The sequence below is a fragment of the Nonomuraea sp. 3-1Str genome (genome assembly GCF_031570565.1).
Taxonomy (GTDB): domain Bacteria; phylum Actinomycetota; class Actinomycetes; order Streptosporangiales; family Streptosporangiaceae; genus Nonomuraea.
In genome coordinates this window covers 101,626-126,942 of record NZ_JALHBK010000018.1, presented here as the reverse complement: position 1 = coordinate 126,942, position 25,317 = coordinate 101,626, and the positions used below count along the sequence as shown (strand labels likewise).

Below are 25,317 nucleotides of genomic sequence, written 5' to 3'. Positions count from 1 at the left end.
ATCGTGATCATGCTGGGGCTGCGGCTTGGCGGTGCAGGTGAGCGGGATCAGCTTGTTCGGGGCGGGCTGGCGGGTGTGTTCGTCGGCGCGGATGACAGCGAGGAGACCAAGTAGACGGCGACTTGGGGGCCTCGAATGCCTCATGCCGGCGGGCAGAGTCTGCGTTGTGTCCTGCGGTCACCGCGTGATCGCTGGTCTTCCTTCACTGCCGGAGGAGTTCGCAGAAGCGGTCCAGGGCCCGGTCGGTGCGGCGGCGGTCGCCGGTGGTCGTGAGATCGAACAGGAGGCCCCGGATGACGGCCATGACCAGCGTGGGAGTGACGGTGTCGTCAGGGCCGGTGGTGATGTCGCGGAACGTGGCGCCGAGCGTGTTGAACCAGTCCGTGATCGCCTCGGCCTGGTCCGGGTAGTTCTCGGGGTGAGCGAGGCCGTCGGCGTGCACCTCGAAGAACAGTCGGACGAACGGGGCGCGCTCCGGTGCGCTGATCCAGGCCCAGATGCCGCGTAGGTGTTCCTCCGGAGAGCCTGCGTCCGGCGGGAGGTTCTCGGCCAACCGTGTCGCACCGCGGCGGCGGGCCTCGGCAAGGACGGCAGATACCAGCTCCTGTTTGCTGCCGAAGTCGTAGAGCAGCATCCGCGGGCTGGTACCGAGAGCTGCGGCCAGCGGCCGCAGGCTCAACCCGGCCAGGCCGTGTGCCAGCACGTAGTCGGTCGCCCGAGCCAGCGTGGCCTCCCGTCGGGCGGGATCTGGGGGTCGCCCCACGGTGGATCATCCTCTCGGTTCTGCGGATCTGCGCGTACGTCAGTATATGGTACGACTGTTTCAACAATGGGACGGAGACAGTCATGTACACACTCGACCGGGCACTCGCACTGGGCGCCGGAGGTCCCGTCGGTGCGGCCTGGATGGCCGGACTGGCCTGCGGACTGCGCCGCGGCGGAGTGGATCTCAGCGAGGCCGATCTGATCGTCGGCACGTCGACTGGCGCGATCATCGGCGCAGTGCTGGCCACCGGTCAGGACCCCGACCGACTCGCCACCCCAGTGCGCCCCGCCGACTCCGGCAGCACTCCTCCCCAGGTGGACGGGCGCCGGCTGGGCGAGGCGTTCGCCGTGCTCGGCAGTGCCGCCTCGAACCCGGACGAGGCCTGGCGCCGAGTGGGCCAGATCGCGCTCGCCGCCGAGACCGGCCCCGAGGAGGCACATGTCACCCGGATGCGCGCCATTGCCGGCGCGGACCAATGGCCGGACCGGCAGCTGCTCATCACCGCGATGGACGCCGAGACCGGCGAGCAGAAAGTCTTCGACCGTGCCAGTGGCGCACCGCTGCCCTCCGCCGTGGCGGCAAGCACGGCCTTCCCGGGCATCTACCCACCGATCACCATTGACGGCCGCCGGTACATGGACGGCTCCCTGCGGTCGGCGACCAACGCCGGACTCGCGGCCGGAGCCCGCGCACTCGTCGTGATCGACCCCCAGGCGCACCTGTTTCCCCGCGAGTTGCTCCACCAGGAGCTGGCGGTCGCCGCGGCGCACACAGTGGTGACCATCGAGCCCGATCCGGCATCAATAGGCGCATTCGGCTCGGACCTGAATGACCGGACGGCCTGGGAACCGGCCTACCAGGCGGGCCTTCGCCAAGCCACCGATGCCGCGGAGCAGCTCCGCCTGGCGTGGAATACCGGATCCGACATGGACTGAGCGCCGCCCGATCCCCAGACTGCTGCCCGTCTCGTTGACCCCGCCCTCGGCCCCGGTCCTACCTGCAGCTGAGTCGCGACGAGCTACCACCGCCGACAAGCCGTCCGGTCGTAAAGATCACGATCTATCGCTGGAGTGCTAGGTGCGGGCCGCGGCCAGGGCGTTGATCGCGGCCGGCCCCAGGATGCGCTCGGGGGCCCCGGTCGCGGCCACCGTGATCATGGCCTGGCCGATCCGCTCCGTCGTCGTCACGCTCGCCGGGAACACCCGCCTCAGGATCGGGAAGAGCGGCGCCGTCACCACGTACGCCAGCCGGTACCACCGCGTCCGCGACGTCGCCCCGTGGACCGGCTGGATGTAGCCGGGCCGGAACATGTACGCCTCCAGCGGCAGCTCCAGCAGCGCCTCCTCGGTGGCGCCCTTGACCCGCGCCCACATCGCCCGGCCCCCCGCGTCGGTGCCGGCGCCCGAGACGTACACGAACGTCGAGCCGGGGTTGAGCCGGGCCAGCGTGGTGCCCGCGGCCAGCGTGTACCCGTACGTGACCCGCCGGTAGTCCTCCTCGCTCATGCCCGCCGAGGAGACGCCGAGACAGAAGAAGCACGCGTCGTGGCCGGCCAGGTCGTCCTCGATCGGGGTGAGGTCGAGCAGGTCGGCGTGCGTCACCTCGCGCAGCTTGGGGTGTGAGCGCCCGGTGGGGGCGCGGCCCACCGTGAGCACGGACTCCACCCGGTCGTCCTCCAGGCACTCCCGCAGCACGCCCTGCCCGACCATGCCGGTCGCGCCGAAGACGATGACTTTCATCCGGGCTCCGTTCCGAGCGGAATGTCACCCGCTCGTACCGATCATCCCAGGCTCGGCGCCGTCCGGCACCCCGACCCCGGGCCGCGACCGGGGGACCCCGGTCCGGTGGCAGGTAAAGACGGCCGGATCCGGCCTGTGCGCGGCCCATCCCCGCGGCGCGCCTCCTCGCTCATCATGGGCCCATGTCACCCGAGGCGATTCACCAGCAGCAGCGGCTCGCCGATCCTCCCGAGACCGCCCTTGAGCCCGTTCCCGAGCCTGACACGGACCCCGCCGCGTCCGCCGCCGACGAGAGCGGCGCCACCCGCCGCCGCGGCGCCCGCGTCCTGGTCGCGGCCCTGGCCGTCGTCGCGCTGGCCGCCGGCGGCGTCGCCGTCTTCCAGTACGCCCGCGCCCACGCCCCCCGCCCCGTGGACGGCGGCACGCCGCCCTGGCCCGTGCCCGCCGACCCGCTGCCCGGCATCCGGGCCGCCGGCCTGACCCACGGACCGATGGGCCACGCCGAGCACTACCACGCCCACCTCAGCGTCTTCGTCGACGGCGACGAGGTCGAGGTGCCGGCCGACATCGGCATCGTGGGCGAGGAGATGTCGCCCTTGCACACCCACGACGACCGGGGCGTCATCCACGTCGAGCCGCACGCCAAGGGCGAGGTCTTCACCCTCGGCCAGCTCTTCAAGCAGTGGGGCGTCACGCTGTCGGCGAGCCGGCTCGGCTCCCTGAGGACCGACGCCGGCCACACCCTGACCGCCGCGGTGAACGGGGTCCCGGTCACGGGCGACCCCGCCGCCATCGTGGTCAAGGCCCACGAGCAGATCTCGCTCGTGTACGGCAAGCCGGACCCCTCCTTCAAGGCCCCCTCGACCTTCACCTTCAAGCCGGACGAGTGACCGTCGTGGTCTCCGGGGAGGGCCGGCGCGCCCTTCCCGGAAACGGTCACGTAACGCCATTGCATTATTAATAAAATACCAATAATGTCTCCCACCAAGCCGGAACCCGAGGTCAGGCGTTCCGTTGGAAGGGAGTCAGCATGGGATCGAAGATCTCCCGGGCGGCGAGGATCGCGGCCGCGGCCGCCGCGATCGGCCTCGCCGCGGCGTGCGGCGGAGGCGGCGAGCCGGCCGGCACGCCGGCGGGCGGCGGAGCGAGCGGTGATCCGGCCAAGCCGGTGACGCTCACGTTCTGGTCGTGGGTGCCGGACATCCAGAAGGCGGTCGACCAGTTCAACGCCTCCCACCCCGGCGTCAAGGTCAACCTGGCGACCATCACCCCGGGCCCCGACGGCGGATACGCCAAGATGCTCGCCGCGGTCAAGGCGGGCAACGCCCCCGACGTGGCGCAGGTCGGCTACGACTCGCTGCCCTCGTTCCTCGTCAACGGCGCGCTGCAGGACGTCACCGAGTACGCCGGGGACGACGCGGCGAAGTTCGTCGACTGGCAGTGGCAGACCGGCGTCTTCGGCGGCAAGGTGTACGCGATCCCGCAGGCCAGCGGCCCGATGGGCTTCTACTACCGCAAGGACCTGTTCGACAAGTGGGGCATCGAGGCGCCCAAGACCTGGGACGACTTCGCTGCGGCCGCCGCGACCATCCGCAAGAAGGACAAGGACGCCTACATCTCCACGTTCGCCGCCAACCAGGCGCCGTGGCTGATCTCCCTGGCGCAGCAGGCGGGCCAGCAGTGGTTCGGCACCGAGGGTGACTCCTGGAAGGTCACCATCGACAACCCCGACACCCGCAAGATGGCCGCCTTCTGGCAGAAGCTGCTGGACGACAAGGTGCTCAAGACCGAGGCCGACCTGTCCAACGCCTGGTACAAGGACCTGCAGACCGGCGGCATCGTGGGCTGGATCGGCGGCTCCTGGGGTGACGCGATCATCCGCGGCAACGCCCCCGGCACCTCCGGCAAGTGGGCCGTCGCCCCGATGCCGCAGTGGCCCGGCGCCGCGGGGTTCACCTCGGCGAGCTGGGGCGGCGGCTCCTCCTCGGCGATACTCAAGGGCACCAGGGACCCCGCCGCCGCCACCGAGTTCGCGGTCTGGCTCAACAGCGACCCGCAGAGCGTCAACACGCTGCTGTCCGCCGGCTACGGCTGGCCGTCGGTCAAGGACACCAGCAAGGTCACCAACCTGCACAAGGACGACACCGTCTTCCCCTTCTACGGCGGCCAGAACATCTGGGACGTCTTCAAGGAGTCCGACGCGGCCGTGACCACGGACTGGCGCTGGCCGCCGGTGAGCGACGCCCTCTACGCCAGCCTCACCGACAACGCCAAGGCCGCCGTCCAGGGCCAGGGCACCCTCACCGACGCCTTCGCCAAGACCCAGCAGGCGATGGTCGAGCAGCTCAAGGCCAAGGGCCTGAGCGTCGTGACGGGCGGCTGACGGTGGCGGGGGTGCTGCAGCGGACACCGGCGGGCACGACCGGAACGACGGGAACGTCCCGGCGGCGCCCCCGCCGTCCCCGGGCGCACGTGGCGGTCTTCGTCGTGCCGTTCTTCGTCGCGTTCGCGCTCTTCTACCTGGCGCCGATCGGCTACGCCGTCTACCAGAGCTTCTTCCGGCTCACCAGCAGCGGCCTCGGGCTGACCGAGCCGGTGCTGGAGTTCGCCGGCCTGGGCAACTACGCCGCCGCGCTCACCAGCGAGGCGTTCGTGGCGAGCATCGGGCGGGTGCTGGTGTTCAGCCTCGTCGAGGTGCCGGTCATGGTGGTCGCCGCCCTGGCGCTGGCCCTGCTGCTCGACTCGGCGCGGGCTCGGTTCCGGGCGTTCTTCCGCGTGTCGTTCTTCCTGCCGTACGGCGTGCCGGGCGTGATCGCCTCGCTGCTGTGGGGCTTCCTGTACGTGCCGCAGACCAGCCCGCTCATCGACGTGCTGGCCGCGGCGGGCCTGCCGCACGACTTCCTGTCGCCGCAGACCATCCTGCTGTCCATCGCCAACATCGCCACCTGGCAGTTCGCCGGCTACAACATGCTGGTGCTGATCGCCGGGCTGCAGGCCATCCCGCAGGAGCTGTACGAGGCGGCCCGCGTCGACGGGGCGAGCGAGCTGCGCATCGCCTGGCACGTCAAGGTGCCGCTGGTGCGGGCGCCGCTGATCCTCATCACGGTGTTCACGCTCATCGGCACGCTCCAGCTCTTCGTCGAGCCGCTCATCCTCAAACCGCTGACCACGGCCATCAACAGCGACTACACGCCCAACCTGGCCGCCTACAACCAGGCGTTCGGCCAGGCCAACATCCACCTCGCCTCGGCGGAGGCCACGCTCATCGCCGTCATGGCGTTCGTGATCTCGTTCGGCTTCCTGCGCGTGGTCAACCGGAAGGGGAACCGGGCGTGGTGAACCATCGCCTGAAGCCGGCCACCGTGGTGGTGCTGGCGCTGCTGCTGGCCGCGGCCGTCTACTTCCTGCTGCCGGTCGTGTGGGTGCTCGTCGCCTCGACCAAGAGCACCGCCGACCTGTTCGGCACGTTCGGCTTGTGGTCGCCGCGCCCGCAGCTCGGCGCCAACCTCGGCCGCCTGTTCGGCACCGGCGACGGCCTGTTCGGCCGCTGGATCCTCAACAGCTTCCTGTACGCGGGCCTCGGCGCCCTGGCCGCCACCCTGCTGTCGGCCGCGGCCGGCTACGCCATGGCCAAGTACCCCTTCCGCGGCCGGGAGGCGCTGTTCAACCTCGTCCTGGCCGGCGTGCTGGTGCCCTCGACCGTGCTGGCGCTGCCCACGTACCTGATCTTCAGCGAGGCCGGCATGACCGGGTCTTTCTGGTCGGTGCTGCTGCCCAGCGTGGTCAGCCCGTTCGGCGTCTACCTCGCCCGCATCCACGCCCACGCCGCCATCCCCGACGCGCTGCTGGAGTCGGCCCGGCTCGACGGGGCGGGGGAGTACCGCATCTTCTTCCGCATCGGCCTGAAGATCATGAGCCCAGCGCTGGTGACGATCTTCCTGTTCCAGTTCATCGGCATCTGGAACAACTACTTCCTGCCCCTCGTCATGCTGTCGGACCAGCGGCTCTACCCCGTCACGCTGGGCCTGGCGCTGTGGAACTCCCAGACCTTCCGCGACCCGGCCTTCTTCGAGCTGACGGTCACCGGAGCCGCCGTGTCCGCCCTCCTCCTCGTCCTCACCATGGCCTCGCTCCAGCGTTTCTGGCGCGCCGGCCTGACCGCAGGGAGCGTCAAAGGTTGAACATCCTGCCCGTGCTCAAGGACCGGATCGGCTTCGGCGCCGACTACAACCCGGAGCAGTGGTCGCCCGAGGTGTGGCGCGAGGACGTCCGCCTCATGCGCGAGGCCGGCGTCAGCGTCGTCACGCTCGGCATCTTCTCCTGGGCGAGCGTCGAGCCCGCGCCCGGCTCGTACGACTTCGGCTGGCTGGACGAGGTCATGGACCTGCTCGGCGAGGCCGGCATCGCCGTCTCGCTGGCCACCGGCACCGCCTCGCCGCCCGCGTGGCTGTCCCGGCTGCACCCCGGGACGCTGCCGGTGAACCGCGACGGCGTGCGCCTGTCGCCCGGCTCGCGCCAGCACTACTGCCCCAGCTCGCCGGTCTACCGCGAGGCCGCCGCCGGCCTCGCGCAGCGGATGGGCGAGCGCTACGGCACCCACCCCGCGCTCGCGCTCTGGCACGTCGGCAACGAGTACGGCTGCCACGTCCAGGAGTGCTACTGCGACGTCTCCGCCGACGACTTCCGGCGCTGGCTGCGCGAGCGTCACGGCGACCTCGACGGGCTCAACGCCGCGTGGTCCACCACGTTCTGGTCGCAGCGCGTCACCGACTGGGCCGAGGTGCTGCCGCCCCGCACCGCGCCCACCCTGCGCAACCCCGCCCAGGAGCTCGACTACCGGCGCTTCAGCTCCGACGCGCTGCTCGCCTGCTACCGGGCCGAGCGGTCCGTCCTGCGCGAGCTCACCCCCGACGTGCCCGTCACCACCAACATCATGGGCATGTGGGAGCCGGTCGCCGACTACGCCTCCTGGGCCCCCGACTTCGACCTGGTCGCGCTCGACCTCTACCCCGAGCCGAAGGACCCGGCCGCCGCCGTCGACGCCGCGTTCTTCCACGACCAGATGCGCTCGCTCGGCGGCGGCCGGCCGTACCTCATGATGGAGACCGCGACCAGCGCCATCAGCTACCGGCCGCCCAACCGGCCCAAGCGGCCCGGCCTCAACCGGCTCTGGAGCCACCAGGCGGTGGCCCGCGGCGCCGACGCCGTCATGTACTTCCAGTGGCGGGCCTCGCTGGGCGGCGCGGAGAAGTTCCACTCCGCGGTCGTCTCCCACGGCGGCCCGCACGACCGGATCTTCCGCGAGGCCGCCGCGCTCGGCGCCGAGCTGGGCGGGCTGGACGGCGTGGCCGGCACCCGCGTGCCCGCCGAGGTGGCCGTCGTCTTCGACCACGCCAACTGGTGGGCGCTGGAGCTCGACGCCCGGCCCGCCGAGCTGCGCGTGCCCGAGCGGGTACGCGCCCACTACGCGCCGCTCTGGCACGAGAACGTCACGGTCGACGTGGTCCCGCCCGCGGCCGACCTGTCCTCGTACAAGCTGGTGATCGTGCCCAACCTCTACCTGTGCGACGACGCGGCGGCCGAGGGCCTGCGGCGGTACGTCGAGGACGGCGGCCACCTGCTGATGTCGTTCTTCAGCGGGATCGCCGACGCCTGCGACCGCATCCGGCCCGGCGGCCACCCCGGCGCCTTCCGCGACCTGCTCGGCCTGCGCGTGGAGGAGTTCTGGCCGCTGAGCGACGGCGAGCGGCTCGGCCTGTCCACCGGCGGCGGCGCCGACCTGTGGGCCGACCACATCGTGCCCGAGGGCGCCGCGGTCCTGGCCGCCTACACCGACGGCCCGCTCGCGGGCCTGCCCGCCGTCACCCGCCACGCCTACGGCCGGGGCAGCGCCACCTACCTCGGCACCCGCCCCGGCGAGCACGTCATGCGCGACCTCGTCCGCGACCCCCTGCGCCTGGCCGGCGTCGAGCCCGTCCTGCCCGGCCTGCCCGCCGGCGTGGAGGCGGTCCGGCGCGGCGGCCACGTGTTCCTGCTCAACCACAACGACCATCCCGTACGCGCGGCCGGCGCCGAGCTGGCCCCGCTCGACGTCGCCGTCGTCGCCCTCGGGGAGGCGGAGTGAGCGGCCGGTTCGCGGGCCGCAGCGCCGTCGTCACCGGCGGCGCCTCCGGCATCGGCGCGGCGACCGCCCGCCGGCTCGCCGCCGAGGGCGCGTCCGTGCTGGTGGTGGACGTCGCCCCCGAGGGGACGGTGGAGGGGGCCGGATACCTGCGCGGCGACGTGGCGGCCGAGGAGACCTGGGACCGGGTCGCCGCCCGGGGACCCTTCGACGTGGTCGTGAGCAACGCCGCCGTCGCCGAGGTCGCGCCCGCGCACGAGACGAGCCTGGAGTCGTGGAACCGGCAGCTCGGCGTCGGCCTCACCGCCGCCTTCCTGGCCGCCCGCCGGCTGCTGCCCCCCATGGCCGCCACCGGCGGCGCCATGGTCATCACCTCCTCGGTCCACGCCGTCGTGGGGCTGCCGGGCCATCCCGCGTACGCCGCCGCCAAGGGCGGGCTGACGGCGCTCACCCGGCAGCTCGCCGTCGAGTACGGCCCGGCCGTGCGCGTCAACTGCGTGCTGCCCGGCCCGATCATGACCAAGGCGTGGGACCGGGTGGACGAGCGGGGCCGCGCCGACAGCGTGCGCGCCACCGTGCTGCGCCGGTTCGGCGCCCCGGAGGAGGTCGCCTCGGTCATCGCCTTCCTCGCCTCCGAGGAGGCGTCGTTCGTCACCGGGGCCTGCCTCACGGCCGACGGCGGCTGGAGCATCGTGAAGGAGTCGGCGTGATGGCCGCCTACAGCGGGCGCGGCCTGCACGGGCAGACCGTCGAGGCGATCGCCGCCATGATCTTCGGCGGCGAGTTCAAGGAGGGCGACGCGCTCGACGTCGTGGCCCTCCAGGAGCGGCTCGGCGTCAGCTCCACGGCGCTGCGCGAGGCGATGAAGGTGCTCACCGCCAAGGGACTCATCGGGGCCAGGCCCAAGCTCGGCACCCACGTGCGGCCCCGCGCCGACTGGAACCTCCTCGACGGCGACGTCATCCGGTGGAAGTTCGCCGGCCGCCCCGACCCCGGATTCCTGCACGACCTGCACGAGCTGCGCTCGATCGTCGAGCCGTCGGTCGCCCGGCTCGCCGCGCGGCGCCGCACGCCCCGGCAACTGGAGGAGCTGGAGCAGGCCCTGGAGCGCATGGCGGCGGCCGACGATCCCGTCCAGGCCGACCTCGACTTCCACCGGGCGCTGCTCGCGGCCGGCGGCAACGAGCTGCTCGTCCGCATGGACGTCGTCATGGGCGCCGGCCTGGCCGGCCGAGACCGGCTCGTGCACGCCTCCAGCGGCAGCGACGACCCCGTGCCGAGCCACCTGGCGGTGCTGGAGGCGATCAGGCGCGGCGACGCCGGCGCGGCCGAGGCGGCGATGCGCGACCTGCTGGCCAAGGCATGGCGCGACGTGGAGGGGCTCTTGTGAGCCGGCTCGTGAGGAGACGACGTTGGGGGAGCGGAACGTGAAGGGCCGGAGGGGACAGGCTTGAAGATCGCCAGGATCGAGACGTTCCTGGTCCCGCCGCGGTGGCTGTTCTGCCGCGTGGAGACGGACGACGGCGTCGTCGGGTGGGGCGAGCCGGTCGTGGAGGGCCGGGCCGAGGTGGTCCGCGCCGCGGTCGACGTACTCGCCGAGTACCTCGTCGGCCAGGACGCGCTGCGCATCGAGGACCACTGGCAGGTGCTCACCAAGGGCGGCTTCTACCGGGGCGGCCCCGTCCTGTCCAGCGCCGTGGCCGGCCTCGACCAGGCGCTGTGGGACATCGCCGGCAAGCACTACGGCGCGCCCGTGCACGAGCTGCTCGGCGGCCCGGTCCGCGACCGCGTCCGCGTGTACGCGTGGGTGGGCGGCGACGACCCGGGCGAGCTGCGCGAGGAGATCGACAAGCAGGTCGAGGCCGGGTTCACCGCCGTCAAGATGAACGGCTCCGGCCTCCTGCCGCGTCCCGTCACCGGCGCGGACCTGGCCGCCGTCGTCGCCCGCGCGGAGGTCGCCCGCGCCGCCCTCGGCCCCGGCCGTGACTTCGCGATCGACCTGCACGGGCGGGCCACCGCGGCCGACGCCCGGCGCATCATCGCGGCCGTCGCGCCCCTGCATCCCATGTTCGTGGAGGAGCCGCTCGCCCCCGGCCTGCTGCACCGGCTGGGCGACCTGACCGCCGCCACCGAGGTGCCCATCGCGCTCGGGGAGCGCCTCTACTCGCGCTCCGACTTCCTGCCGGCGCTCACCTCCGGCCTGGCGGTGGCCCAGCCCGACCTCTCCCACGCCGGGGGCGTCTCGGAGGTCCGGCGCATCGCCGCGCTGGCGGAGACGTTCGACGTGCAGATCGCGCCGCACTGCCCGCTCGGCCCCATCGCCCTGGCCGCCAGCCTCCAGGTGGGCTTCGCCACGCCCAACTTCCTCATCCAGGAGCAGAGCGCCGGCATCCACTACCACCAGGACACCGAGTTCCTCGACTACGTGCTCGACCCGGCGCCGTTCACCTTCACCGCGGGCCACGCCCACCGCACGTCGCTGCCGGGGCTCGGGGTGGTGGTGGACGAGCGGGCCGTACGGGACGCGGACCGGCACCCGCACGCCTGGCGCAACCCGGTGTGGCGGCACGAAGACGGCTCAATGGCGGAGTGGTGACATGACCGACCCCGACATCCCCGACAACCCCGACATCCCCGACAACCCCAACATCCCCGACAACGACGACACCATCGGCATCCACGACACCCCCGGCATCCACCGGACTCCTTCCGCGGCTCCGGACGTCCTGGATCTCTTGGGTGTTCTGCGCGCGCGGCGGTTGCTGGCCATCGTGCGCGGCCGGGACCCGGAGGCCGCGGTCCGCACCGCGCACGTCCTCGTGGAGGAGGGGATCGACGTCCTGGAGGTGTCGCTGAGCGGCGCCGGGGCGCTGGAGGTCATCGCCCGCGTCCACGCCGAGCTGGGCCCGTCCGTCACGCTGGGGGCGGGCACGGTACTGACGGAGGCGGAGGCGGACGCGGCCCTGGCGGCGGGGGCGCGCTTCGTGGTGACGCCCGCACTGAGCGCGGGAGCGGCCCGCGCCCTGTCCCTGGGAGTGCCCGCCCTGGTCGGAGCGCTGACGCCCACGGAGGTCTGGCAGGCATGGGAGGCGGGCGCCACGGGTGTCAAGGTCTTCCCCGCCTCGCTGGGCGGCCCCAGCTACCTGTCGGCGCTGCGCGACCCGTACCCGTCGATCCCTCTGGTGCCGGTGGGCGGGGTGACGGCCGACCAGATCCGCCCGTACCTGGAGGCGGGGGCACCTGCGGTGGGCGTCGGCTCGCCCCTCACAGGCGACGCCCCGCACGGCGGCGACCTGCACGCCCTCCGCACCCGCGCCCGCCACTTCCTGCAAGAGACGGCGACGCCATGACGGCCCCGCGGACGGAGACGCCATGACGGCTCACGAGCGCCAGGACGCCGAGGCTGTGCCCGTGGGCCGGGACACCGCGGTTGTGCCCGTGGGCCGGGACGCTGAGGTTGTGCGCATGGGCCGGGACGTAGAGGCGGTCTGCGCGGAGGGGGAGGGCACACACGCCGACGTGGGCCCACCTCCGGTCATCGACCTCCTCACGCTGGGGGAGGCGATGGCGTCGCTGCACGGGGGCGGGCCGTTGCGGCTGGGAGGCAGCCTGGAGCTCTCGATGGCCGGTGCCGAGGCGAACGTGGCGATCGGCCTGGCCCGGCTCGGCCACACCGTCCGGTGGGCCGGGGTCGTGGGCGACGACGAGCTCGGCCGCCTTGTCCTGCGCACGCTGCGCGCCGAGGGCGTCAACGTCGACACCGCCAGGACCGACCCCGACCACCCGACCGGCCTGCTCATCCAGGAGCGCAGGGTGGCGGCCATCACGCGGGTCCACTACTACCGCGCCGGCTCGGCGGGCTCCCGCCTGACGCCCGCCGACGCCTCGGCCGCTCTGGCGGAGCGGCCGAGGATGCTGCACGTCACCGGCATCACCCCGGCCCTCGGCGCCGATGCCGCGGCCACGGTCACGCACGCCGTACGGCAGGCCCGCGAGCTCGGCGTCCGGGTGTGCCTGGACGTCAACCACCGGGCCAGGCTGTGGGACCGCGAAACGGCGTCGCGGGCGCTGGCGGACCTGCTGCCGTACGTGGACGTGCTGGTGGCCTCGGCCGACGAGCTGCCCCTGGTCAGCGAAGGGGGCCCGGCCGCGCTGCTGGCGGCCGGGATCGGCGAGGTGGTCGTCAAGCACGGCGCGGCGGGCGCGGAGGCATGGGCGGGCGACGAGCACGCCGCCTCCGGGGCGCTGCGGGTCCCCGCGGTGAACACGGTCGGCGCGGGCGACGCGTTCGTGGCGGGCTACCTGTCGGGCCTGCTGGACGGCCTGCCGCTGGGGGAGCGGGTGCGGCGCGGGGTGACGGTGGGGGCGTTCGCGGTGGCGTCCGACGGCGACTGGCACGGCCTGCCCGACCGCTCGGAGCTCACCCTGCTCACCCTGGAGGACGGCGAAACCGTCCGCTGAGCCCACGAATTCGGGTGCGCCGGCCTCGAACCGCCGCACCCGGGGCGCCGACCTCAAACCGCCACACCTGGGATGCCGACCTCAAACCGCCGCACCTGGGATGCCGGCCTCGAACCGCCGCATCCGGGGTGCCCGCTCCCGCACCGCCGGTTTCGCGGCGGGAGACGTGCTTGGCGGCTCAACCGAACGTCAGCCAGGCCGCCCCGAATATGGTCGCGTACAGCAGCATGCGCAGCACCCAGTGGAAGCTGCGCCGATCCTCGTCAAGGATGAGCCCCGCCCGCTGGTAGCTCTGCATGAGCGCCAGCGCCCCCCATTGCAGGATGAGGGCCAGTCCCGCGGCCAGCACGAACACCGCGACCCGCTCCCGCACGATCCACTCGGCCAGCTTGAGGGGTCCGGACCGTCCCCCGGCGACCACGAGCGCCGCCACTTCGAGCAGGGTGAGCACGAGCATGACGCCCAGCTGTACGGCTATCTGTCGTGGTATCAGCCGCGCCAGCTCCTGCCGCTCGGCCTGCGGCCGATTCTTGGCCTGCTCCTGAGCCACACTGCGCCAGGTGTCGTGCACCGCGCGGAACTCGACGACCATCGCGATCAGTACGGCAGGAATGACCTGCGCCAGTAAGCCTGCGTGCGAGACAAGATCCACGAAGCCGGATTCTACGGTTGGCGGCCGTGCTGGTCTTCACCTCGCCGGGAGCGCATCGCAAGCAGGCTCCGGTCGCGCTCGCCGACAGTCACGGCGCTCACGACGCGGACGGGTGGGCCGCGTCGTCACCGGGCCGCGTCGTCACTGGGCCGTGACGGGGACGAAGCCCTCGCCGGCGCGATAGTGGGGGGACTGGTGGCGGAAGTACGTGTTGTACACGTCGCAGTACCGCCCCCCGCGCGCCAGCAGCGTCGCGTGGTCCCCCTCCTCCACGATCCGGCCGTGGTCCAGGACGATGATGCGGTCCACGTGCTCGATCGTGGACAGCCGGTGCGCGATGACGATCGAGGTGCGGCCGGCCAGCACCACGTCCAGACCTTCCTGGATCTGCGCCTCCGTGAGCGGGTCGACGCTGGCCGTGGCCTCGTCGAGCACCACGATGGCCGGGTCCTGGACGAGGAGCCGGGCCAGCGCCACGAGCTGCCGCTGCCCCATGGACAGGGCGCGGCCGTGCTCGCCCACGTCGGTGCCCAGCCCGTGGGGCAGGGCCTCTACCCAGTCGCCGCCGCCGACCGCCGCCGCGGCGGCCAGCACCTCTTCGTCGGTCGCCTCGGGTCTCGGGTAGCGGATGTTGTCGGCGACCGTGCCGCTGAACAGGAACGGCGCCTGCGGGACCGCGCCGATCTGCCTGCGGTACGCGCCGAGCTCCAGGGTGCGGATGTCCTGGCCGTCGATCAGCAGGCGGCCCTCCTGGAACTCGTAGAACCGGGTGATCAGCTTGCTGAGCGTGGACTTGCCGGCGCCCGTGTGACCGACCAGCGCGACCGTCTCACCGGCCTCGATCACCAGGTCGAAGTCCCGCAGCACCGGAGTGGCCGCGTCGTACCCGAAGGTGAGCCGCTCGAACTCGATGCGCCCCGCCAAACGGCCGACCTCGCGCGCGTCGCTCTGCACCACCCGCGGCGGCGCGTCGATGAGGGCGAACACCCGCTCCGACGCAGACAGCCCCTGCTGGAACTGCGACCAGAACGCGGCGATGGACGTCAGCGGGAACCAGAACAGCGCCACGCCCTGCAGGAACAGGTACCAGTCGCCGGCCGACAGCCGCCCGCCCAGCACCGCCGTGCCGCCCAGCTGCACCAGCGCGACCGTCGCCAGCCCCGCCACGAGGAACAGCACCGGGAAGATCGACGAGAACACGAAGCCCTGCCCCAGCGTCACCCGGTAGCTCTGCTGGTTGATCGGCTGGAACTCGTCGTAGACCTGCCGCTCCTGCCGGAAGTTCTTGGCCACGGCGATGCCGCCCATGGTCTCCTGCAGGTTGGCGTTGACGCGGCTCAGCGACCGCTGCGCCCGGCGCGTGCTGGTCCGGGCGATTCGCCGGAACAGCAGTGCGACGCCCACCACGACGGGCACCACGAGCAGCGTCAGCAGCGCCAGCTCGACGCTCCGCAGGAACAGCATGACCGTCACGAGCCCGACCATCAGCACCTGGCTGATCAGGTCCATCGTCAGCGTGGAGACCGTGGCGAAGTCGTCGGTGTCGGAGGTGACGCGGCTGACGATCCGGCCCGACGGCGTCTCGTCGTAGAACGACAGGTCGCGCTGGAGCACGGCGTCGAACGCGTCCTCGCGCAGGCGCAGCACGACGTCGCCGGTGACCCGCGAGCTGTGCCACTGGCGGACGAAGTTGAACACCCAGCCGAGCCCGCCCGCCAGCAGCAGGCCGAGCGTGAGCCGCCAGCCGGTCTCGGCGATGGTGCCGTCCTCGATGGCGTCGAGACCCCAGCTCGCCACCAGCGGCATGGCGGCCTGGCTCGCCGAGCCCAGGACGATCATGGCGGCGACCAGCGCCATCGCCCCGAGCTTCGGCCGGAAGTACGACAGGATCCGGCGCAGCAGCTCGCGGTCGCCGTAGGTGCGGTCGTAGTCCTCGGCGTCGAGGCCGTCCATGATGAACCCCATCAGCGCACCCCTCCCTGCTCGCCGGCCATCGCCTGGCCGTTCTCCTCCAGCACCCCTCCGGCGTGGAGCTCCAGCCCTTCGCCGTCCACCCCTCCGCCGTCCAGCCCTCCGGAGTTCAGGTCTTCGCCGTCCAGCTCCACCTCGTCGTAGTGGGAGAAGATCCGGCGGTAGAGGCGGCTGCGGGCGATCAGCTCGTCGTGCGTGCCGTAGTCGGCCAGCTCGCCGCGTCTCAGCAGCAGCACCTTGTCCGCCCAGCGGATCTGGGAGAGGCGGTGCGTGATGAGCAGCGTGGTGCGTCCCTCCTGGATGCGGCCGATCGCCTGCTGGATCCGGTCCTCGGTGGCGGAGTCGATGGCGCTGGTGGAGTCGTCGAGCACGAGGATCGCCGGGTCGGTCAGCAGGGCCCGTGCGATGGCCAGGCGCTGCCGCTGCCCGCCCGACAGCGTGACGCCGCGCTCGCCGATCACCGTGTCGTAGCCGTCGGACAGCTCGGAGATGAACTCGGCCGCCTGCGCGTCCTCCGCCGCCCGTACCACGGCCTCGCGGTCGGCCCGCTGGCCCAGGCTGAAGGCGATGTTCTCGGCGACCGACCGCGAGAAGAGCACGATGTCCTGCTCGATGGTGGAGATCTGCGAGCGCAGCGAGTCGAGGTCCCAGTCGCGGACGTCGACGCCGTCGATGAGGATGCGGCCCGCGGTGACGTCGTAGATGCGGGGGACGAGCTTGGTGAGCGTGCTCTTGCCGGAGCCGGTCTCGCCCACGATGGCGACCGTCTCGCCCGGCCGCACGGTGAACGACACGCCCCGCAGCGCCGGCCCGCCCTTGCCCTCGCCCTGGTTCTCGTCCTCGTCGTAGCCGAAGCTCACGTCCTCGAAGACGATCTCGCCGGTGACGGGCGCGGCGTGGCCGTCGGCGGGCTGCGCCAGCTCGCTCTCGGACGTCATGATGGCGAGGATCCGGCGCGAGGAGACGATGCCGATCTGCACCAGCGAGAACGTGAAGATGGACATCTGCGTGGGAAAGCCGAGCATGCCCATGAGGCCCATGAACGCGACCAGCTCCCCGAGGCTGATCACCCCGGACCCGTGCAGCGCCAGCCCGTGCCACAGCGCTCCCGCCATCGCGAAAGCGAACAGCAGCGTCGGCAGGTAGCGGGCCTGCACCAGGCCGTTGCGGGCGAAGGAGTCGCGGTAGCGGCGCGCGTGCGACCGGAAGCGCCGCCGCTCCTGCTCCTCCTGCGCCGTCACCTTGATCACCTCGATGCCGCGCACCGCCTGGTTGAGCGCGGCGTTGAGATCGCCGAACTCCTCCCGCATGCGGGTCGCCACCGGGTTGAGCCGCCGCATGTAGTGCCAGAGCGCCGCTGCGAACACCACGGCGAAGATCCCCGGCACGAGCAGCAGCCGCGGGTTGATCGCGCCGATGAAGAACAGGGGCACGATCCCGCTGAGCCCGGAGTCGACGATGAGGTCGAGGCCGGGAGAGACCATGGTGGACAGCTGCCGGATGTCGTTGGCGGCCCGGGCCATCAGGTCGCCCACCCGCTGCCGGTTGTGGAACGTCTGGCTCTTGCCCAGCAGGCTCACGTAGAGCTCGTCACGGGCGTCGCGCTCCAGCCGCTTGGCCAGCACCTCGCTGGACAGCCGGGCGACGAGGTCGAACACGCCGCGCGCCAGCACGATGGCCAGCAGCGCCAGCGCGATCAGCCGCAGCGCCTCCGCGGGGTCGCCCCGCTCGCCCAGCACGGCGTCGAACGCACCGCCGGTCAGCGAAGGAACGGTGGAGTTGAGCACCACCATCACGAGCGACCCGCCGAGGAACCCCATCAGGTGGACGGCATGGCGGCGCAGATGCGACCACAGCCAGCGGATCGGACCGCGGTGGTCGTGGCGGGTGCCGGAGACGGAGAACTCCGGTGTGCTGACGGCGGTCACCGAATACCTACAGACTGGAGGCCCCGTCCTTCAGAGCGGGCAGGAAAGTCGGAACGGTCGGACACTCTGATCTCCGGGTTTTGTCGGTGAGGGTCGGTAGGTTGATCGGCATGTCCCGCTACCGCCTGACGCCGACGCCTGCCCAGGAGCAGGCGCTGGCCGAGCATTGTGGGCACGCCCGGTACGTGTGGAATCTGGCGTGTGAGCAGCACGCGCACTGGCGGCCGGGACGCAAGAGCGCGCCCAGGTTCGCCGAGTAGTGCCGCCAGCTGACCGAGGCTCGAGTGGAATCCGAGTGGCTGCGGGCGGGGTCGATAGTCGTGCAGCAGCAGGCACTCAAGGACTTCGCCCAAGCGATGGCGAACTTCTTCGGCGGGACGCACCGCCGCCCGACGTGGCGTAAGCGCGGCCAGGGCGAGGGGTTCCGGATCGTCGCGGTCAAGGCGGGCGACGTACGCCGCCTGTCCGGCAATGTCGGCGCGGTGAAGGTTCCCAAGGTCGGCTGGGTCCGGTTTCGCTGGTCGCGTGCTGTCCCCGACGGCGTTAAGTCCTACCGCATCACCCGCGACCGGGCGGGACGCTGGCATGTGGCGTTCGCCGCGATCCCGGACCCGATCCCCGTACCCGGCACGGGCGAGGCTGTGGGCGTGGACAGGGGTGTGGCCGTGTCGGCCGCCCTGTCCACCGGGGAGATGCTGAACGCTCCCGGCCTGCGCGATCCCGAGAAGGTGCGCCTGCTGCGGCTCCTGCGCAAGCTGGCGCGGGCCAAGCGGGGGTCGAACCGGCGCGGCAAGGTCAAGCGGGCCATCGCCAAGCTGAAGGCGCGGGAGACCGACCGACGCAAGGACTGGGTGGAGAAGACCTCCACCGATCTGGCACGCCGGTTCGACGTGATCGCTGTCGAAGACCTGAAGATCCGCAACATGACCACGTCGGCCAAAGGCACCATCGAAGCGCGCGGCCGGAACGTCCGTCAGAAAGCGGGCCGCAATCGGTTGATCATGGCCGCCGCATGGGGCCAACTCGTCCAACGACTGGAACACAAGGCACCTGAGCGGGTCGCCAAGGTCAACCCCGCGTTCACGAGCCAGCGGTGCTCGGCGTGCGGGATCGTGGATGCGAAGTCGCGCGAGAGCCAAGCCGACTTCCGTTGCCGGTCCTGCGGATACGCCTGCAACGCTGATGTGAACGCGGCCAGGAACATCAAGCTGGCGGCAGGGCATGCCGTGTCTGCGCGGGAAGGGCCACGGGTTGCCGGGCCGGTGCACCGCGAACCTCAACGCGACCTCCTCCTCGTGGGGTAGCGGCCGTTGGAATCCCCCGCCTTCAGGCGAGGGAGGATGTCAAAGGCGAAGCTCCCCGAGGCGGCGGCGGGTGGACGTATATCGAACCTGTTTTCTATCACCGCCCACCGACAGATTCCCACCGCTTTTCTCGCGTGTCCCGGCGGGCGCCGCCGCTCCGGTACCGCGCCGCCGGGGGATACGGGGGGATCGCTCCAAGCAGGCGCATCGGTCAGGCGCCCGCGCCAAGGGTCCTGAAACACGAAACCCCAGATCGTGAGACCTGGGGTGAGGTGTGGTGGACGATACTGGGATTGAACCAGTGACCTCTTCCGTGTCAGGGAAGCGCTCTCCCGCTGAGCTAATCGTCCGTTGCCGAGGTGGAGACGGGATTTGAACCCGTGTAGACGGCTTTGCAGGCCGCTGCCTCGCCTCTCGGCCACTCCACCGAGCCGGAAGCTCCGAGCGGAAGACGGGATTCGAACCCGCGACCCTCACCTTGGCAAGGTGATGCTCTACCACTGAGCCACTTCCGCGTCGCCGCCGCTGTGTCGCGGTGACGAGAGAACTCTAGCGAATCCTCGCCGAGTCCCCAAACCGGAGGTCGCCGACCTGCTCCGCGTACCAGATGACGTCGGCGACGTGCTCGGCGATCTGGCGCAGCGTCCAGTTGGGGTCGCGGGGGACGTCCCAGGCGTCGGGGACGGTCGCGTAGCGGTTCACGTACGCCTGGGCGAGGCGGGGCCAGCGGGCGCGTGCCTCGGCGAGGTCGAGCTCGGTGAAGCGGGCCCAGTCGGCGTCCAGCGTCACCGTGCGGCCGTGCCAGGTGTCGGGTGCCGGAGTGGCGCCGGCGAGCAGGGCTTCCACCTCGGCGAGGTGGTCGATGAGGTGGTCCTGGATGCGGCGGGCGGCCTTGGAGGGGGTCCACAGGTTGTCGGCTTCGGTCAGGATGGGCCTGCCGTCCCAGGCGAGCCAGGTCTCGGCCAGAGCGAGGCAGCGGTCGACGGAGGCGGCTACGAGGAGCGCGGGGTTCTCGGTGGTCATGACGCCGATCGTGTACCCGAAGCATTCAAACGGCTGTCGAAGCGTCCCGGTCGCGGGAAGTGTCCGCGGGCAAGCCGTTCTCCGGGCAAGCCGTTCTCCGGGGGCAGTTCGGGTGGGAAGGAGTGGCCGACTCAGGGGGGCGGGGTCTCCGGGCCGTACGCCCGCAGGAAGGTGTCGACCGCGGACCCCGCCATCCCACCCGCCTCGGCGTCGGTGACCTCCTGTGTGCCGAGCCGGCCGCGCGCCTCCAGCGGCCCCGTGAGCAGCGCCAGGAACTGCTCGGCCGCCACCGCGGGGTCGCACGGGCGCAGCCGTCCGGACAGGGAGAGCCGCGCGAACCGGTCGGCCAGGCCCTCGCCGAGCCGGTGCGACGTGCGGCTCTGGACGGTGTCGACCAGGTCGGGGAAGCGGGCGATCTGCGCGTAGGTGAGCCAGCGCAGCGCGTGGGCGCGCTCCCCCCGGCACACGTGGAGCAGCCGGTACGCGACCTCCTCCAACGCCGGCCGGAGGTCGTCGCCCGGGTCGCGCAGCCGGTCAGCCACGGCCAGGCACTCCTCCGACACCGTCTCGGCGGCGGCGGTCAGCGCCTGCCGGAACAGGTTCTCCTTGTCGCTCAGGTGGTTGTACACGGTGAGCTTGGCGACGCCGGCCTCCTCGGCGATCTCCTGCACGCACGCCTGCGAGTAGCCCCGCCGGGCGAAGACGGTGAAGGCGGCGTCGAGGATGGCCTGCCGCTTGTCGATGCGTCCTCGCGCTCCCTTGCGGGCGGTGGCAGCCGTCGTTTCCGTCACGTCCGCAGGGTACCCCTCGACCGGGTCGCGAGTGAACTCGCGGGTTCACTCTTGCTGATGGACCGGATAAGTCGTTACGGTGAACCGACGAGTTTAGAAGAAAAGACCAATGAGGAGAGAAATGATCGTCAACATCCTGCGCTTCAGCTTCAGGAGCGGGACGACGGAGGAGGAGAGGGCCGAGGTCCTGGCGGCCATGCGGCGGACGGCGTCCGTCGAGTCGGTGTCGTTCTCGACGGTCGGCCAGGACCTGGGCGACCCCGCCGAGGGCTACACCCACGCCTACTGCGTCGGCATCGCGGACCTGGAGGCGCTGGAGCGGTACATGCACGACCCGGTGCACATCGAGGGCGACTACACGATCATCCCGCGGGTGGAGAGACTGGCGCCGGCGCGCCTGTCGGACGACCTCGACCCCGAGCTGGCCGGCAAGGTCATGGCGCTGCACCTGAAGAAGGTGGAGACGTACCCGGAGTGGGGGCGGCTCGTCGAGTCGGTCTCGGGCGGGCGGATCCCCAGCGGCGCCTGACCTGGTCCGGGGTCACCACACGGCGACGTCTTCTTTGCCCGTACCGGCCGTGGCGCATACCCGGGCGGAACGGCTTCCGGGACATCCTTGAGCTGACGACCGGGTCCGCCGCGTGACAGGAGACGATCATGGGACAGCTCGACGGCAGGACGGCCGTCGTCACCGGCGCCACCAGCGGGATCGGGCTGGCGGCGGCCCGGCGGTTCGCGGCCGAGGGGGCGCACGTGTTAGTCACCGGCCGCCGCCAGGAGGCGCTGGACGCCGCGGTGACCGAGATCGGCGGCAACGTCACCGGCGTCCGGGGCGACGTGGCCGACCTGGGCGACCTCGACCGGCTCTACGCCGCCGTCGCCGAGCGCGGCCGGGGCGTCGACGTGCTGTTCGCCAACGCCGGCGGCGGGGAGCTCCGGCCGCTGGAGCAGGTCACCGAGGAGCACTTCGACCAGACCTTCGGCAGCAACGTCAGGGGCACGCTGTTCACCGTCCAGAAGGCGCTGCCCCTGCTCAACGACGGCGCCTCGGTGATCCTGACCGGCTCCACCGCCGGCGCCAAGGGCGTGGAGGCGTTCGGCGTGTACAGCGCCTCCAAGGCGGCCATCCGCTCCTTCGCCCGCACCTGGGCCAACGAGCTCAGGGGCCGGGCGATCAGGGTCAACACCCTCAGCCCCGGCCCCATCGACACACCCGGCGTCACCGGTCTGGCGCCCGACCCGGCCGAGGCCGACCGCCTCAGGAACGCCCTGGTGGACCTGGTGCCGCTCGGCCGGATGGGCACGCCCGAGGAGGCCGCCTCGGCCGCCCTGTTCCTGGCCTCCGACGAGAGCAGCTTCATCACGGGCGCCGAGCTGTACGTCGACGGCGGCATGAACCAGATCTGACCGTCACCGGCTCAGGTGTGGCCGCCGTTCACCGTCACGCGCTCGCCGGTGACGAACGAGGCCGCGTCCGAGGCGAGGAACGCCACCGTGGCGGCCACGTCCTCCGGCGTGCCCATCCGGCCCAGGGGCACGTCGTCCCGGTAGGCGGCGATGTCCTCGGGGCCGTGGTGGGCGTGCCGTTCGACGGGGATCCAGCCGGGCGCGACCAGGTTGACCGTGATGCCGTACGGGCCCAGCTCGCGGGCCCATGTCCGGGTGAGCCCGAACTGCGCCGCCTTCGCCGCCGTGTAGGCGGACATGCCGGGCGGGGCCCGGTCGACGATGTCGGAGCCGATCTGGATCACCCGGCCGCCGCCCGCCGCGCGCATGCCGGGCAGCGCCGCCCGTACGAGCAGGGTGGGGCTCTTGACGAAGAACCGGAGCTGGTCGAGGTGCGCCTCCCAGGTGAGGTCCTCGACGGGCACGGCGGGCTGGGGGCCGGTCGCGTTGAGCACCAGCGCCGTCACGGGCCCGAGCCGGTCGGCGACGCGCTCCACCAGGGCGGGGGCCTCCGTGTCGTCCGTGACGTCCGCCGCGAACGCCTCGGCGGCGCCGCCGTCCGCCCGGATCCGCTCCACGACCGCGCCCGCCTCGCCGGCGCTGGAGCGGTGGTTGACCGCCACGGCCCACCCGTCGGCGGCCAGCCGCCGCGCGATCACGCCGCCCAGCCCTCGGGACGCGCCGGTGACGAGGGCCACCCGCCCGCCGTTCGCTGCCGTCAAGGAGAACACCTCCGAACTCGCCGTACGATCTTCGAGCCTAGCCGCCGGGTCTCCGCGGCGGCATCCTTCGGCCGGCGGCGAAACATTCCGGCGCTAGGGTCGTGGACATGGCAGCAATGGAGCACGTCGCGGCCGACGCCGACATCGCGCCCGTCGCGGCGCTCATCGCCGACCCGACCAGGGCCGCCATCCTCACGGCCCTGCTGGGAGGCCAGGCCCTGGCCGCCGGGGAGCTGGCGCGCATGTCGGGCGTGAGCGCCGCCACGGCGAGCGCGCACCTGTCCCGCCTGCTGGAGGGCGGGCTCGTCGACGTCGTACGGCAGGGCCGCCACCGCTACTACCGGCTGGCCGGGCACGAGATCGCCGAGGTGCTGGAGGTGCTGGCCAGGTTCGGCGGGCGGCCGCCCGTGCGGTCCCTGCGCCAGTCGCGCCAGGCCCGCATGCTGGAGGAGGCCCGCACCTGCTACGACCATCTGGCCGGCCGGGCCGGGGTCGGCCTGCTCGACGGCCTGCGGGCCGCCGGCTGCCTGACCGGGGGAGAGGTGACGCCCGAGGGCGAGCGCCTCCTGGGCCTCCTGGGCGTGGACGTCGAGGGAGCGCGCCGGACCAGGCGCCGCTTCGCCCCCGAATGCCTCGACTGGACCGAGCGGCGGGCCCACCTCGGCGGCTCCCTGGGCGCCGCCATCACCGCCGTGCTGTTCGAGCGCGGCTGGTACGCCCGGGGGCCGGTCCCCCGAGCGGTGAGCGTGACCGAAGCGGGCAGGGAAGGGCTGACGGCGCTGTTCTCCGGTAAGGAGCTAACATCGCATACGCCAGTTACCTGAACGAGAGAGAACACCATGCGCGACAACGGAGTCGTGAACGTCGGCCCGGAGCCCCTGACCTTCGACGACGTCATCCGGGTGGCCCGCCACGGCGCCGCCGTCCAGCTCACCGACGACGCCGTCGCCGCGGTGTCGGCCGCGCGGCAGCGCGTGGACGAGCTGGCCGAGAGTCCCGTCCCCGCCTACGGCGTCTCCACCGGCTTCGGCGCGCTCGCCACCCGCCACATCGACCCGGCGCTGCGCGCCCAGCTCCAGCGCTCCCTGGTCCGCTCGCACGCGGCGGGCAGCGGACCCGAGGTCGAGCCCGAGGTAGTGCGCGCGCTCATGCTGCTGCGCCTGCACACGCTGGCCACCGGCCACACCGGCATCAGGCCGACCACCGCGAAGGCGCTGGCCGGGCTGGTCAGCGCGGGCATCACGCCCGTCGTCCACGAGTACGGCAGCCTCGGCTGCTCCGGCGACCTTGCACCCCTGGCGCACGTGGCGCTGGCCCTCATGGGCGAGGGCCCGGTCCGCGACGCCTCCGGCCGGCTCACCTCGGCGGCCGAGGCGCTCAAGCAGGCCGGCGTGGAGCCCGTCGAGCTGGCGGCCAAGGAGGGGCTCGCGCTGATCAACGGCACCGACGGCATGCTCGGCATGCTGATCCTGGCCATCGACGACCTCACCCGCCTGGTCAGGACCGCCGACGTCAGCGCCGCGATGAGCGTCGAGGCCCTGCTCGGCACCGACCGCGTCTTCGCCCCCGAGCTGCAGGCGCTGCGCCCGCACCCCGGCCAGGCACGCGCCGCCGCCAACATGACCAGGATCCTGGCCGGCTCGGCCATCATGGAGAGCCACCGCGACCCCAACGCCTGCACCCGCGTCCAGGACGCCTACTCCCTGCGCTGCGCCCCCCAGGTCGCCGGCGCGGCCCGCGACACGATCGCCCACGCCGCCAACGTCGCCACCTGGGAGCTGGCCAGCGCCGTCGACAACCCGGCCGTGCTCGCCGACGGCCGCGTCGAGTCCAACGGCAACTTCCACGGCGCCCCCGTCGCGTACGTGCTGGACTTCCTGGCGATCGTCGCCGCCGACCTCGCCTCCATGTCCGAACGCCGCACGGACCGCTTCCTCGACGTCGCGCGCAACCACGGCCTGCCCGCGTTCCTGGCCGACGACCCCGGGGTCGACTCCGGCCACATGATCGCCCAGTACACGCAGGCCGCCATCGTCTCCGAGCTCAAGCGGCTGGCCGTGCCCGCCAGCGTCGACTCGATCCCCAGCTCGGCCATGCAGGAGGACCACGTCTCGATGGGCTGGTCGGCGGCGCGCAAGCTCCGCCGGTCCGTCGACGGTCTCACGCGCGTGCTCGCGGTCGAGGTGCTGACCGCCGCCCGCGCGCTCGACCTGCGCGCCCCGCTCCGTCCCGCGCCGGCCACGGCCGCCGTGGTCGAGGCGCTGCGCGAGACGGTCCCCGGCCCGGGGCCGGACCGGTTCCTGGCGCCGGAGATCGACGCCGCGGTCCGCCTGGTGGCGGACGGCTCGGTGATCGCGGCCGTGGAGTCGGTCACGGGCCCGCTCGACTGACCC

The 25,317-nt window shown here is 72.3% G+C and carries 25 protein-coding genes and 3 tRNA genes; 17 read left to right on the top strand and 11 right to left on the bottom strand.

Annotation, left to right across the window (positions count from 1 at the left end; all coding sequences use genetic code 11):
• Positions 1-202: 202 nt before the first annotated feature.
• The gene (locus tag MTP10_RS26635) at positions 203-763 is read right to left on the bottom strand and encodes a TetR family transcriptional regulator (RefSeq protein ID WP_310712415.1); all 561 of its coding nucleotides are present in this window, start codon (positions 761-763) and stop codon (positions 203-205) included.
• An 83-nt stretch (positions 764-846) separates the two neighbouring features.
• On the opposite strand from MTP10_RS26635, the gene MTP10_RS26630 reads away from it, so the two are divergent.
• On the top strand, positions 847-1,701 hold the full coding sequence (locus MTP10_RS26630) for a patatin-like phospholipase family protein (protein ID WP_310712414.1): 855 nt from the start codon (positions 847-849) through the stop codon (positions 1,699-1,701).
• A 138-nt stretch (positions 1,702-1,839) separates the two neighbouring features.
• On the opposite strand, the gene MTP10_RS26625 is transcribed toward MTP10_RS26630, so the two are convergent.
• Positions 1,840-2,505: an NAD(P)H-binding protein gene (locus tag MTP10_RS26625; RefSeq protein WP_310712413.1), complete on the bottom strand. Its 666-nt coding sequence runs from the start codon at positions 2,503-2,505 to the stop codon at positions 1,840-1,842.
• 182 nt (positions 2,506-2,687) lie between these two features.
• Here MTP10_RS26625 and MTP10_RS26620 point away from each other — a divergent pair, with 182 nt between their 5' ends.
• From MTP10_RS26620 to MTP10_RS26575, 10 genes are all read left to right on the top strand, one after another.
• On the top strand, positions 2,688-3,395 hold the full coding sequence (locus MTP10_RS26620) for a hypothetical protein (protein ID WP_310712412.1): 708 nt from the start codon (positions 2,688-2,690) through the stop codon (positions 3,393-3,395).
• 140 nt (positions 3,396-3,535) lie between these two features.
• On the top strand, positions 3,536-4,888 hold the full coding sequence (locus tag MTP10_RS26615) for a sugar ABC transporter substrate-binding protein (RefSeq protein WP_310712411.1): 1,353 nt from the start codon (positions 3,536-3,538) through the stop codon (positions 4,886-4,888).
• 11 nt (positions 4,889-4,899) lie between these two features.
• Positions 4,900-5,844 (top strand): sugar ABC transporter permease, encoded by a 945-nt coding sequence (locus MTP10_RS26610; protein WP_310712410.1) that lies wholly within the window; start codon positions 4,900-4,902, stop codon positions 5,842-5,844.
• Complete coding sequence (locus MTP10_RS26605) at positions 5,841-6,686, top strand: carbohydrate ABC transporter permease (RefSeq protein ID WP_310712409.1); 846 nt, start codon at positions 5,841-5,843, stop codon at positions 6,684-6,686. The genes MTP10_RS26610 and MTP10_RS26605 overlap by 4 nt, the downstream gene beginning before the upstream one ends.
• The gene (locus tag MTP10_RS26600) at positions 6,683-8,629 is read left to right on the top strand and encodes a beta-galactosidase (RefSeq protein ID WP_310712408.1); all 1,947 of its coding nucleotides are present in this window, start codon (positions 6,683-6,685) and stop codon (positions 8,627-8,629) included. Before MTP10_RS26605 ends, MTP10_RS26600 begins: the two co-directional genes overlap by 4 nt.
• Entirely contained in the window at positions 8,626-9,336 is a 711-nt protein-coding gene (locus tag MTP10_RS26595) for an SDR family NAD(P)-dependent oxidoreductase (protein WP_310712407.1), read from the top strand. The genes MTP10_RS26600 and MTP10_RS26595 overlap by 4 nt, the downstream gene beginning before the upstream one ends.
• The gene (locus MTP10_RS26590) at positions 9,336-10,016 is read left to right on the top strand and encodes a FadR/GntR family transcriptional regulator (protein WP_310712461.1); all 681 of its coding nucleotides are present in this window, start codon (positions 9,336-9,338) and stop codon (positions 10,014-10,016) included. The genes MTP10_RS26595 and MTP10_RS26590 overlap by 1 nt, the downstream gene beginning before the upstream one ends.
• Positions 10,017-10,076: 60 nt before the next feature.
• Positions 10,077-11,222, top strand: coding sequence for a galactonate dehydratase (gene dgoD, locus MTP10_RS26585; RefSeq protein WP_310712406.1), 1,146 nt, complete (start codon positions 10,077-10,079; stop codon positions 11,220-11,222).
• 1 nt (position 11,223) lies between these two features.
• Positions 11,224-11,976 carry a bifunctional 4-hydroxy-2-oxoglutarate aldolase/2-dehydro-3-deoxy-phosphogluconate aldolase gene (locus MTP10_RS26580; RefSeq protein ID WP_310712405.1) on the top strand — a complete coding sequence of 251 codons (753 nt, stop codon included), beginning with the start codon at positions 11,224-11,226 and terminating at the stop codon, positions 11,974-11,976.
• A 115-nt stretch (positions 11,977-12,091) separates the two neighbouring features.
• Entirely contained in the window at positions 12,092-13,087 is a 996-nt protein-coding gene (locus MTP10_RS26575) for a sugar kinase (protein ID WP_310712404.1), read from the top strand.
• A gap of 178 nt (positions 13,088-13,265) precedes the next feature.
• On the opposite strand, the gene MTP10_RS26570 is transcribed toward MTP10_RS26575, so the two are convergent.
• The 3 genes from MTP10_RS26570 to MTP10_RS26560 all read right to left on the bottom strand — a co-directional run bounded on the left by MTP10_RS26570 (position 13,266) and on the right by MTP10_RS26560 (position 17,638).
• Complete coding sequence (locus MTP10_RS26570; protein ID WP_310712403.1) at positions 13,266-13,739, bottom strand: hypothetical protein; 474 nt, start codon at positions 13,737-13,739, stop codon at positions 13,266-13,268.
• Between the two features lie 141 nt (positions 13,740-13,880).
• Positions 13,881-15,704: an ABC transporter ATP-binding protein gene (locus MTP10_RS26565; RefSeq protein ID WP_310712402.1), complete on the bottom strand. Its 1,824-nt coding sequence runs from the start codon at positions 15,702-15,704 to the stop codon at positions 13,881-13,883.
• On the bottom strand, positions 15,704-17,638 hold the full coding sequence (locus MTP10_RS26560) for an ABC transporter ATP-binding protein (protein ID WP_310712401.1): 1,935 nt from the start codon (positions 17,636-17,638) through the stop codon (positions 15,704-15,706). Before MTP10_RS26560 ends, MTP10_RS26565 begins: the two co-directional genes overlap by 1 nt.
• Before the next feature lie 110 nt (positions 17,639-17,748).
• Here MTP10_RS26560 and MTP10_RS26555 point away from each other — a divergent pair, with 110 nt between their 5' ends.
• Complete coding sequence (locus tag MTP10_RS26555) at positions 17,749-17,898, top strand: helix-turn-helix domain-containing protein (protein ID WP_310712400.1); 150 nt, start codon at positions 17,749-17,751, stop codon at positions 17,896-17,898.
• A gap of 24 nt (positions 17,899-17,922) precedes the next feature.
• A complete protein-coding gene (locus tag MTP10_RS26550; protein WP_310712399.1) occupies positions 17,923-18,942 on the top strand; it encodes a transposase in 1,020 nt (339 codons plus the stop codon).
• A gap of 275 nt (positions 18,943-19,217) precedes the next feature.
• On the opposite strand, the gene MTP10_RS26545 is transcribed toward MTP10_RS26550, so the two are convergent.
• The 5 genes from MTP10_RS26545 to MTP10_RS26525 all read right to left on the bottom strand — a co-directional run bounded on the left by MTP10_RS26545 (position 19,218) and on the right by MTP10_RS26525 (position 20,756).
• A tRNA-Val gene (locus tag MTP10_RS26545) sits at positions 19,218-19,292 on the bottom strand.
• 7 nt (positions 19,293-19,299) lie between these two features.
• Positions 19,300-19,370, bottom strand: a tRNA-Cys gene (locus tag MTP10_RS26540).
• 15 nt (positions 19,371-19,385) lie between these two features.
• A tRNA-Gly gene (locus tag MTP10_RS26535) sits at positions 19,386-19,457 on the bottom strand.
• A 34-nt stretch (positions 19,458-19,491) separates the two neighbouring features.
• Entirely contained in the window at positions 19,492-19,965 is a 474-nt protein-coding gene (locus MTP10_RS26530) for a hypothetical protein (protein ID WP_310712398.1), read from the bottom strand.
• A 131-nt stretch (positions 19,966-20,096) separates the two neighbouring features.
• The gene (locus tag MTP10_RS26525) at positions 20,097-20,756 is read right to left on the bottom strand and encodes a TetR/AcrR family transcriptional regulator (protein ID WP_310712397.1); all 660 of its coding nucleotides are present in this window, start codon (positions 20,754-20,756) and stop codon (positions 20,097-20,099) included.
• Positions 20,757-20,877: 121 nt separating this feature from the next.
• Between MTP10_RS26525 and MTP10_RS26520 the strand changes: the two genes are divergently transcribed.
• Both MTP10_RS26520 and MTP10_RS26515 read left to right on the top strand, forming a co-directional pair.
• The gene (locus tag MTP10_RS26520; RefSeq protein ID WP_310712396.1) at positions 20,878-21,285 is read left to right on the top strand and encodes a Dabb family protein; all 408 of its coding nucleotides are present in this window, start codon (positions 20,878-20,880) and stop codon (positions 21,283-21,285) included.
• Between the two features lie 128 nt (positions 21,286-21,413).
• Positions 21,414-22,163 (top strand): glucose 1-dehydrogenase, encoded by a 750-nt coding sequence (locus tag MTP10_RS26515; RefSeq protein ID WP_310712395.1) that lies wholly within the window; start codon positions 21,414-21,416, stop codon positions 22,161-22,163.
• 11 nt (positions 22,164-22,174) lie between these two features.
• On the opposite strand, the gene MTP10_RS26510 is transcribed toward MTP10_RS26515, so the two are convergent.
• Positions 22,175-22,924: an SDR family oxidoreductase gene (locus tag MTP10_RS26510; RefSeq protein WP_310712394.1), complete on the bottom strand. Its 750-nt coding sequence runs from the start codon at positions 22,922-22,924 to the stop codon at positions 22,175-22,177.
• A gap of 107 nt (positions 22,925-23,031) precedes the next feature.
• Here MTP10_RS26510 and MTP10_RS26505 point away from each other — a divergent pair, with 107 nt between their 5' ends.
• Positions 23,032-23,748, top strand: a complete 717-nt coding sequence (locus tag MTP10_RS26505) for a helix-turn-helix transcriptional regulator (protein ID WP_310712393.1) — start codon at positions 23,032-23,034, stop codon at positions 23,746-23,748.
• 15 nt (positions 23,749-23,763) lie between these two features.
• Positions 23,764-25,314 carry a histidine ammonia-lyase gene (gene hutH, locus MTP10_RS26500; protein WP_310712392.1) on the top strand — a complete coding sequence of 517 codons (1,551 nt, stop codon included), beginning with the start codon at positions 23,764-23,766 and terminating at the stop codon, positions 25,312-25,314.
• Positions 25,315-25,317 lie beyond the last annotated feature (3 nt).

Excerpts from the sequence above, each read along its gene's own strand:
- MTP10_RS26630 (WP_310712414.1), top strand. The coding sequence starts at position 847 with ATGTACACACTCGACCGGGCACTCGCACTGGGCGCCGGAGGTCCCGTC.
- MTP10_RS26625 (WP_310712413.1), bottom strand. The coding sequence starts at position 2,505 with ATGAAAGTCATCGTCTTCGGCGCGACCGGCATGGTCGGGCAGGGCGTG.
- MTP10_RS26620 (WP_310712412.1), top strand. The coding sequence starts at position 2,688 with ATGTCACCCGAGGCGATTCACCAGCAGCAGCGGCTCGCCGATCCTCCC.
- MTP10_RS26615 (WP_310712411.1), top strand. The coding sequence starts at position 3,536 with ATGGGATCGAAGATCTCCCGGGCGGCGAGGATCGCGGCCGCGGCCGCC.
- MTP10_RS26590 (WP_310712461.1), top strand. The coding sequence starts at position 9,336 with ATGGCCGCCTACAGCGGGCGCGGCCTGCACGGGCAGACCGTCGAGGCG.
- MTP10_RS26580 (WP_310712405.1), top strand. The coding sequence starts at position 11,224 with ATGACCGACCCCGACATCCCCGACAACCCCGACATCCCCGACAACCCC.
- MTP10_RS26575 (WP_310712404.1), top strand. The coding sequence starts at position 12,092 with ATGGGCCGGGACGTAGAGGCGGTCTGCGCGGAGGGGGAGGGCACACAC.
- MTP10_RS26565 (WP_310712402.1), bottom strand. The coding sequence starts at position 15,704 with ATGGGGTTCATCATGGACGGCCTCGACGCCGAGGACTACGACCGCACC.
- MTP10_RS26555 (WP_310712400.1), top strand. The coding sequence starts at position 17,749 with ATGTCCCGCTACCGCCTGACGCCGACGCCTGCCCAGGAGCAGGCGCTG.
- MTP10_RS26530 (WP_310712398.1), bottom strand. The coding sequence starts at position 19,965 with ATGACCACCGAGAACCCCGCGCTCCTCGTAGCCGCCTCCGTCGACCGC.
- MTP10_RS26520 (WP_310712396.1), top strand. The coding sequence starts at position 20,878 with ATGATCGTCAACATCCTGCGCTTCAGCTTCAGGAGCGGGACGACGGAG.
- MTP10_RS26515 (WP_310712395.1), top strand. The coding sequence starts at position 21,414 with ATGGGACAGCTCGACGGCAGGACGGCCGTCGTCACCGGCGCCACCAGC.
- MTP10_RS26505 (WP_310712393.1), top strand. The coding sequence starts at position 23,032 with ATGGCAGCAATGGAGCACGTCGCGGCCGACGCCGACATCGCGCCCGTC.
- hutH (WP_310712392.1), top strand. The coding sequence starts at position 23,764 with ATGCGCGACAACGGAGTCGTGAACGTCGGCCCGGAGCCCCTGACCTTC.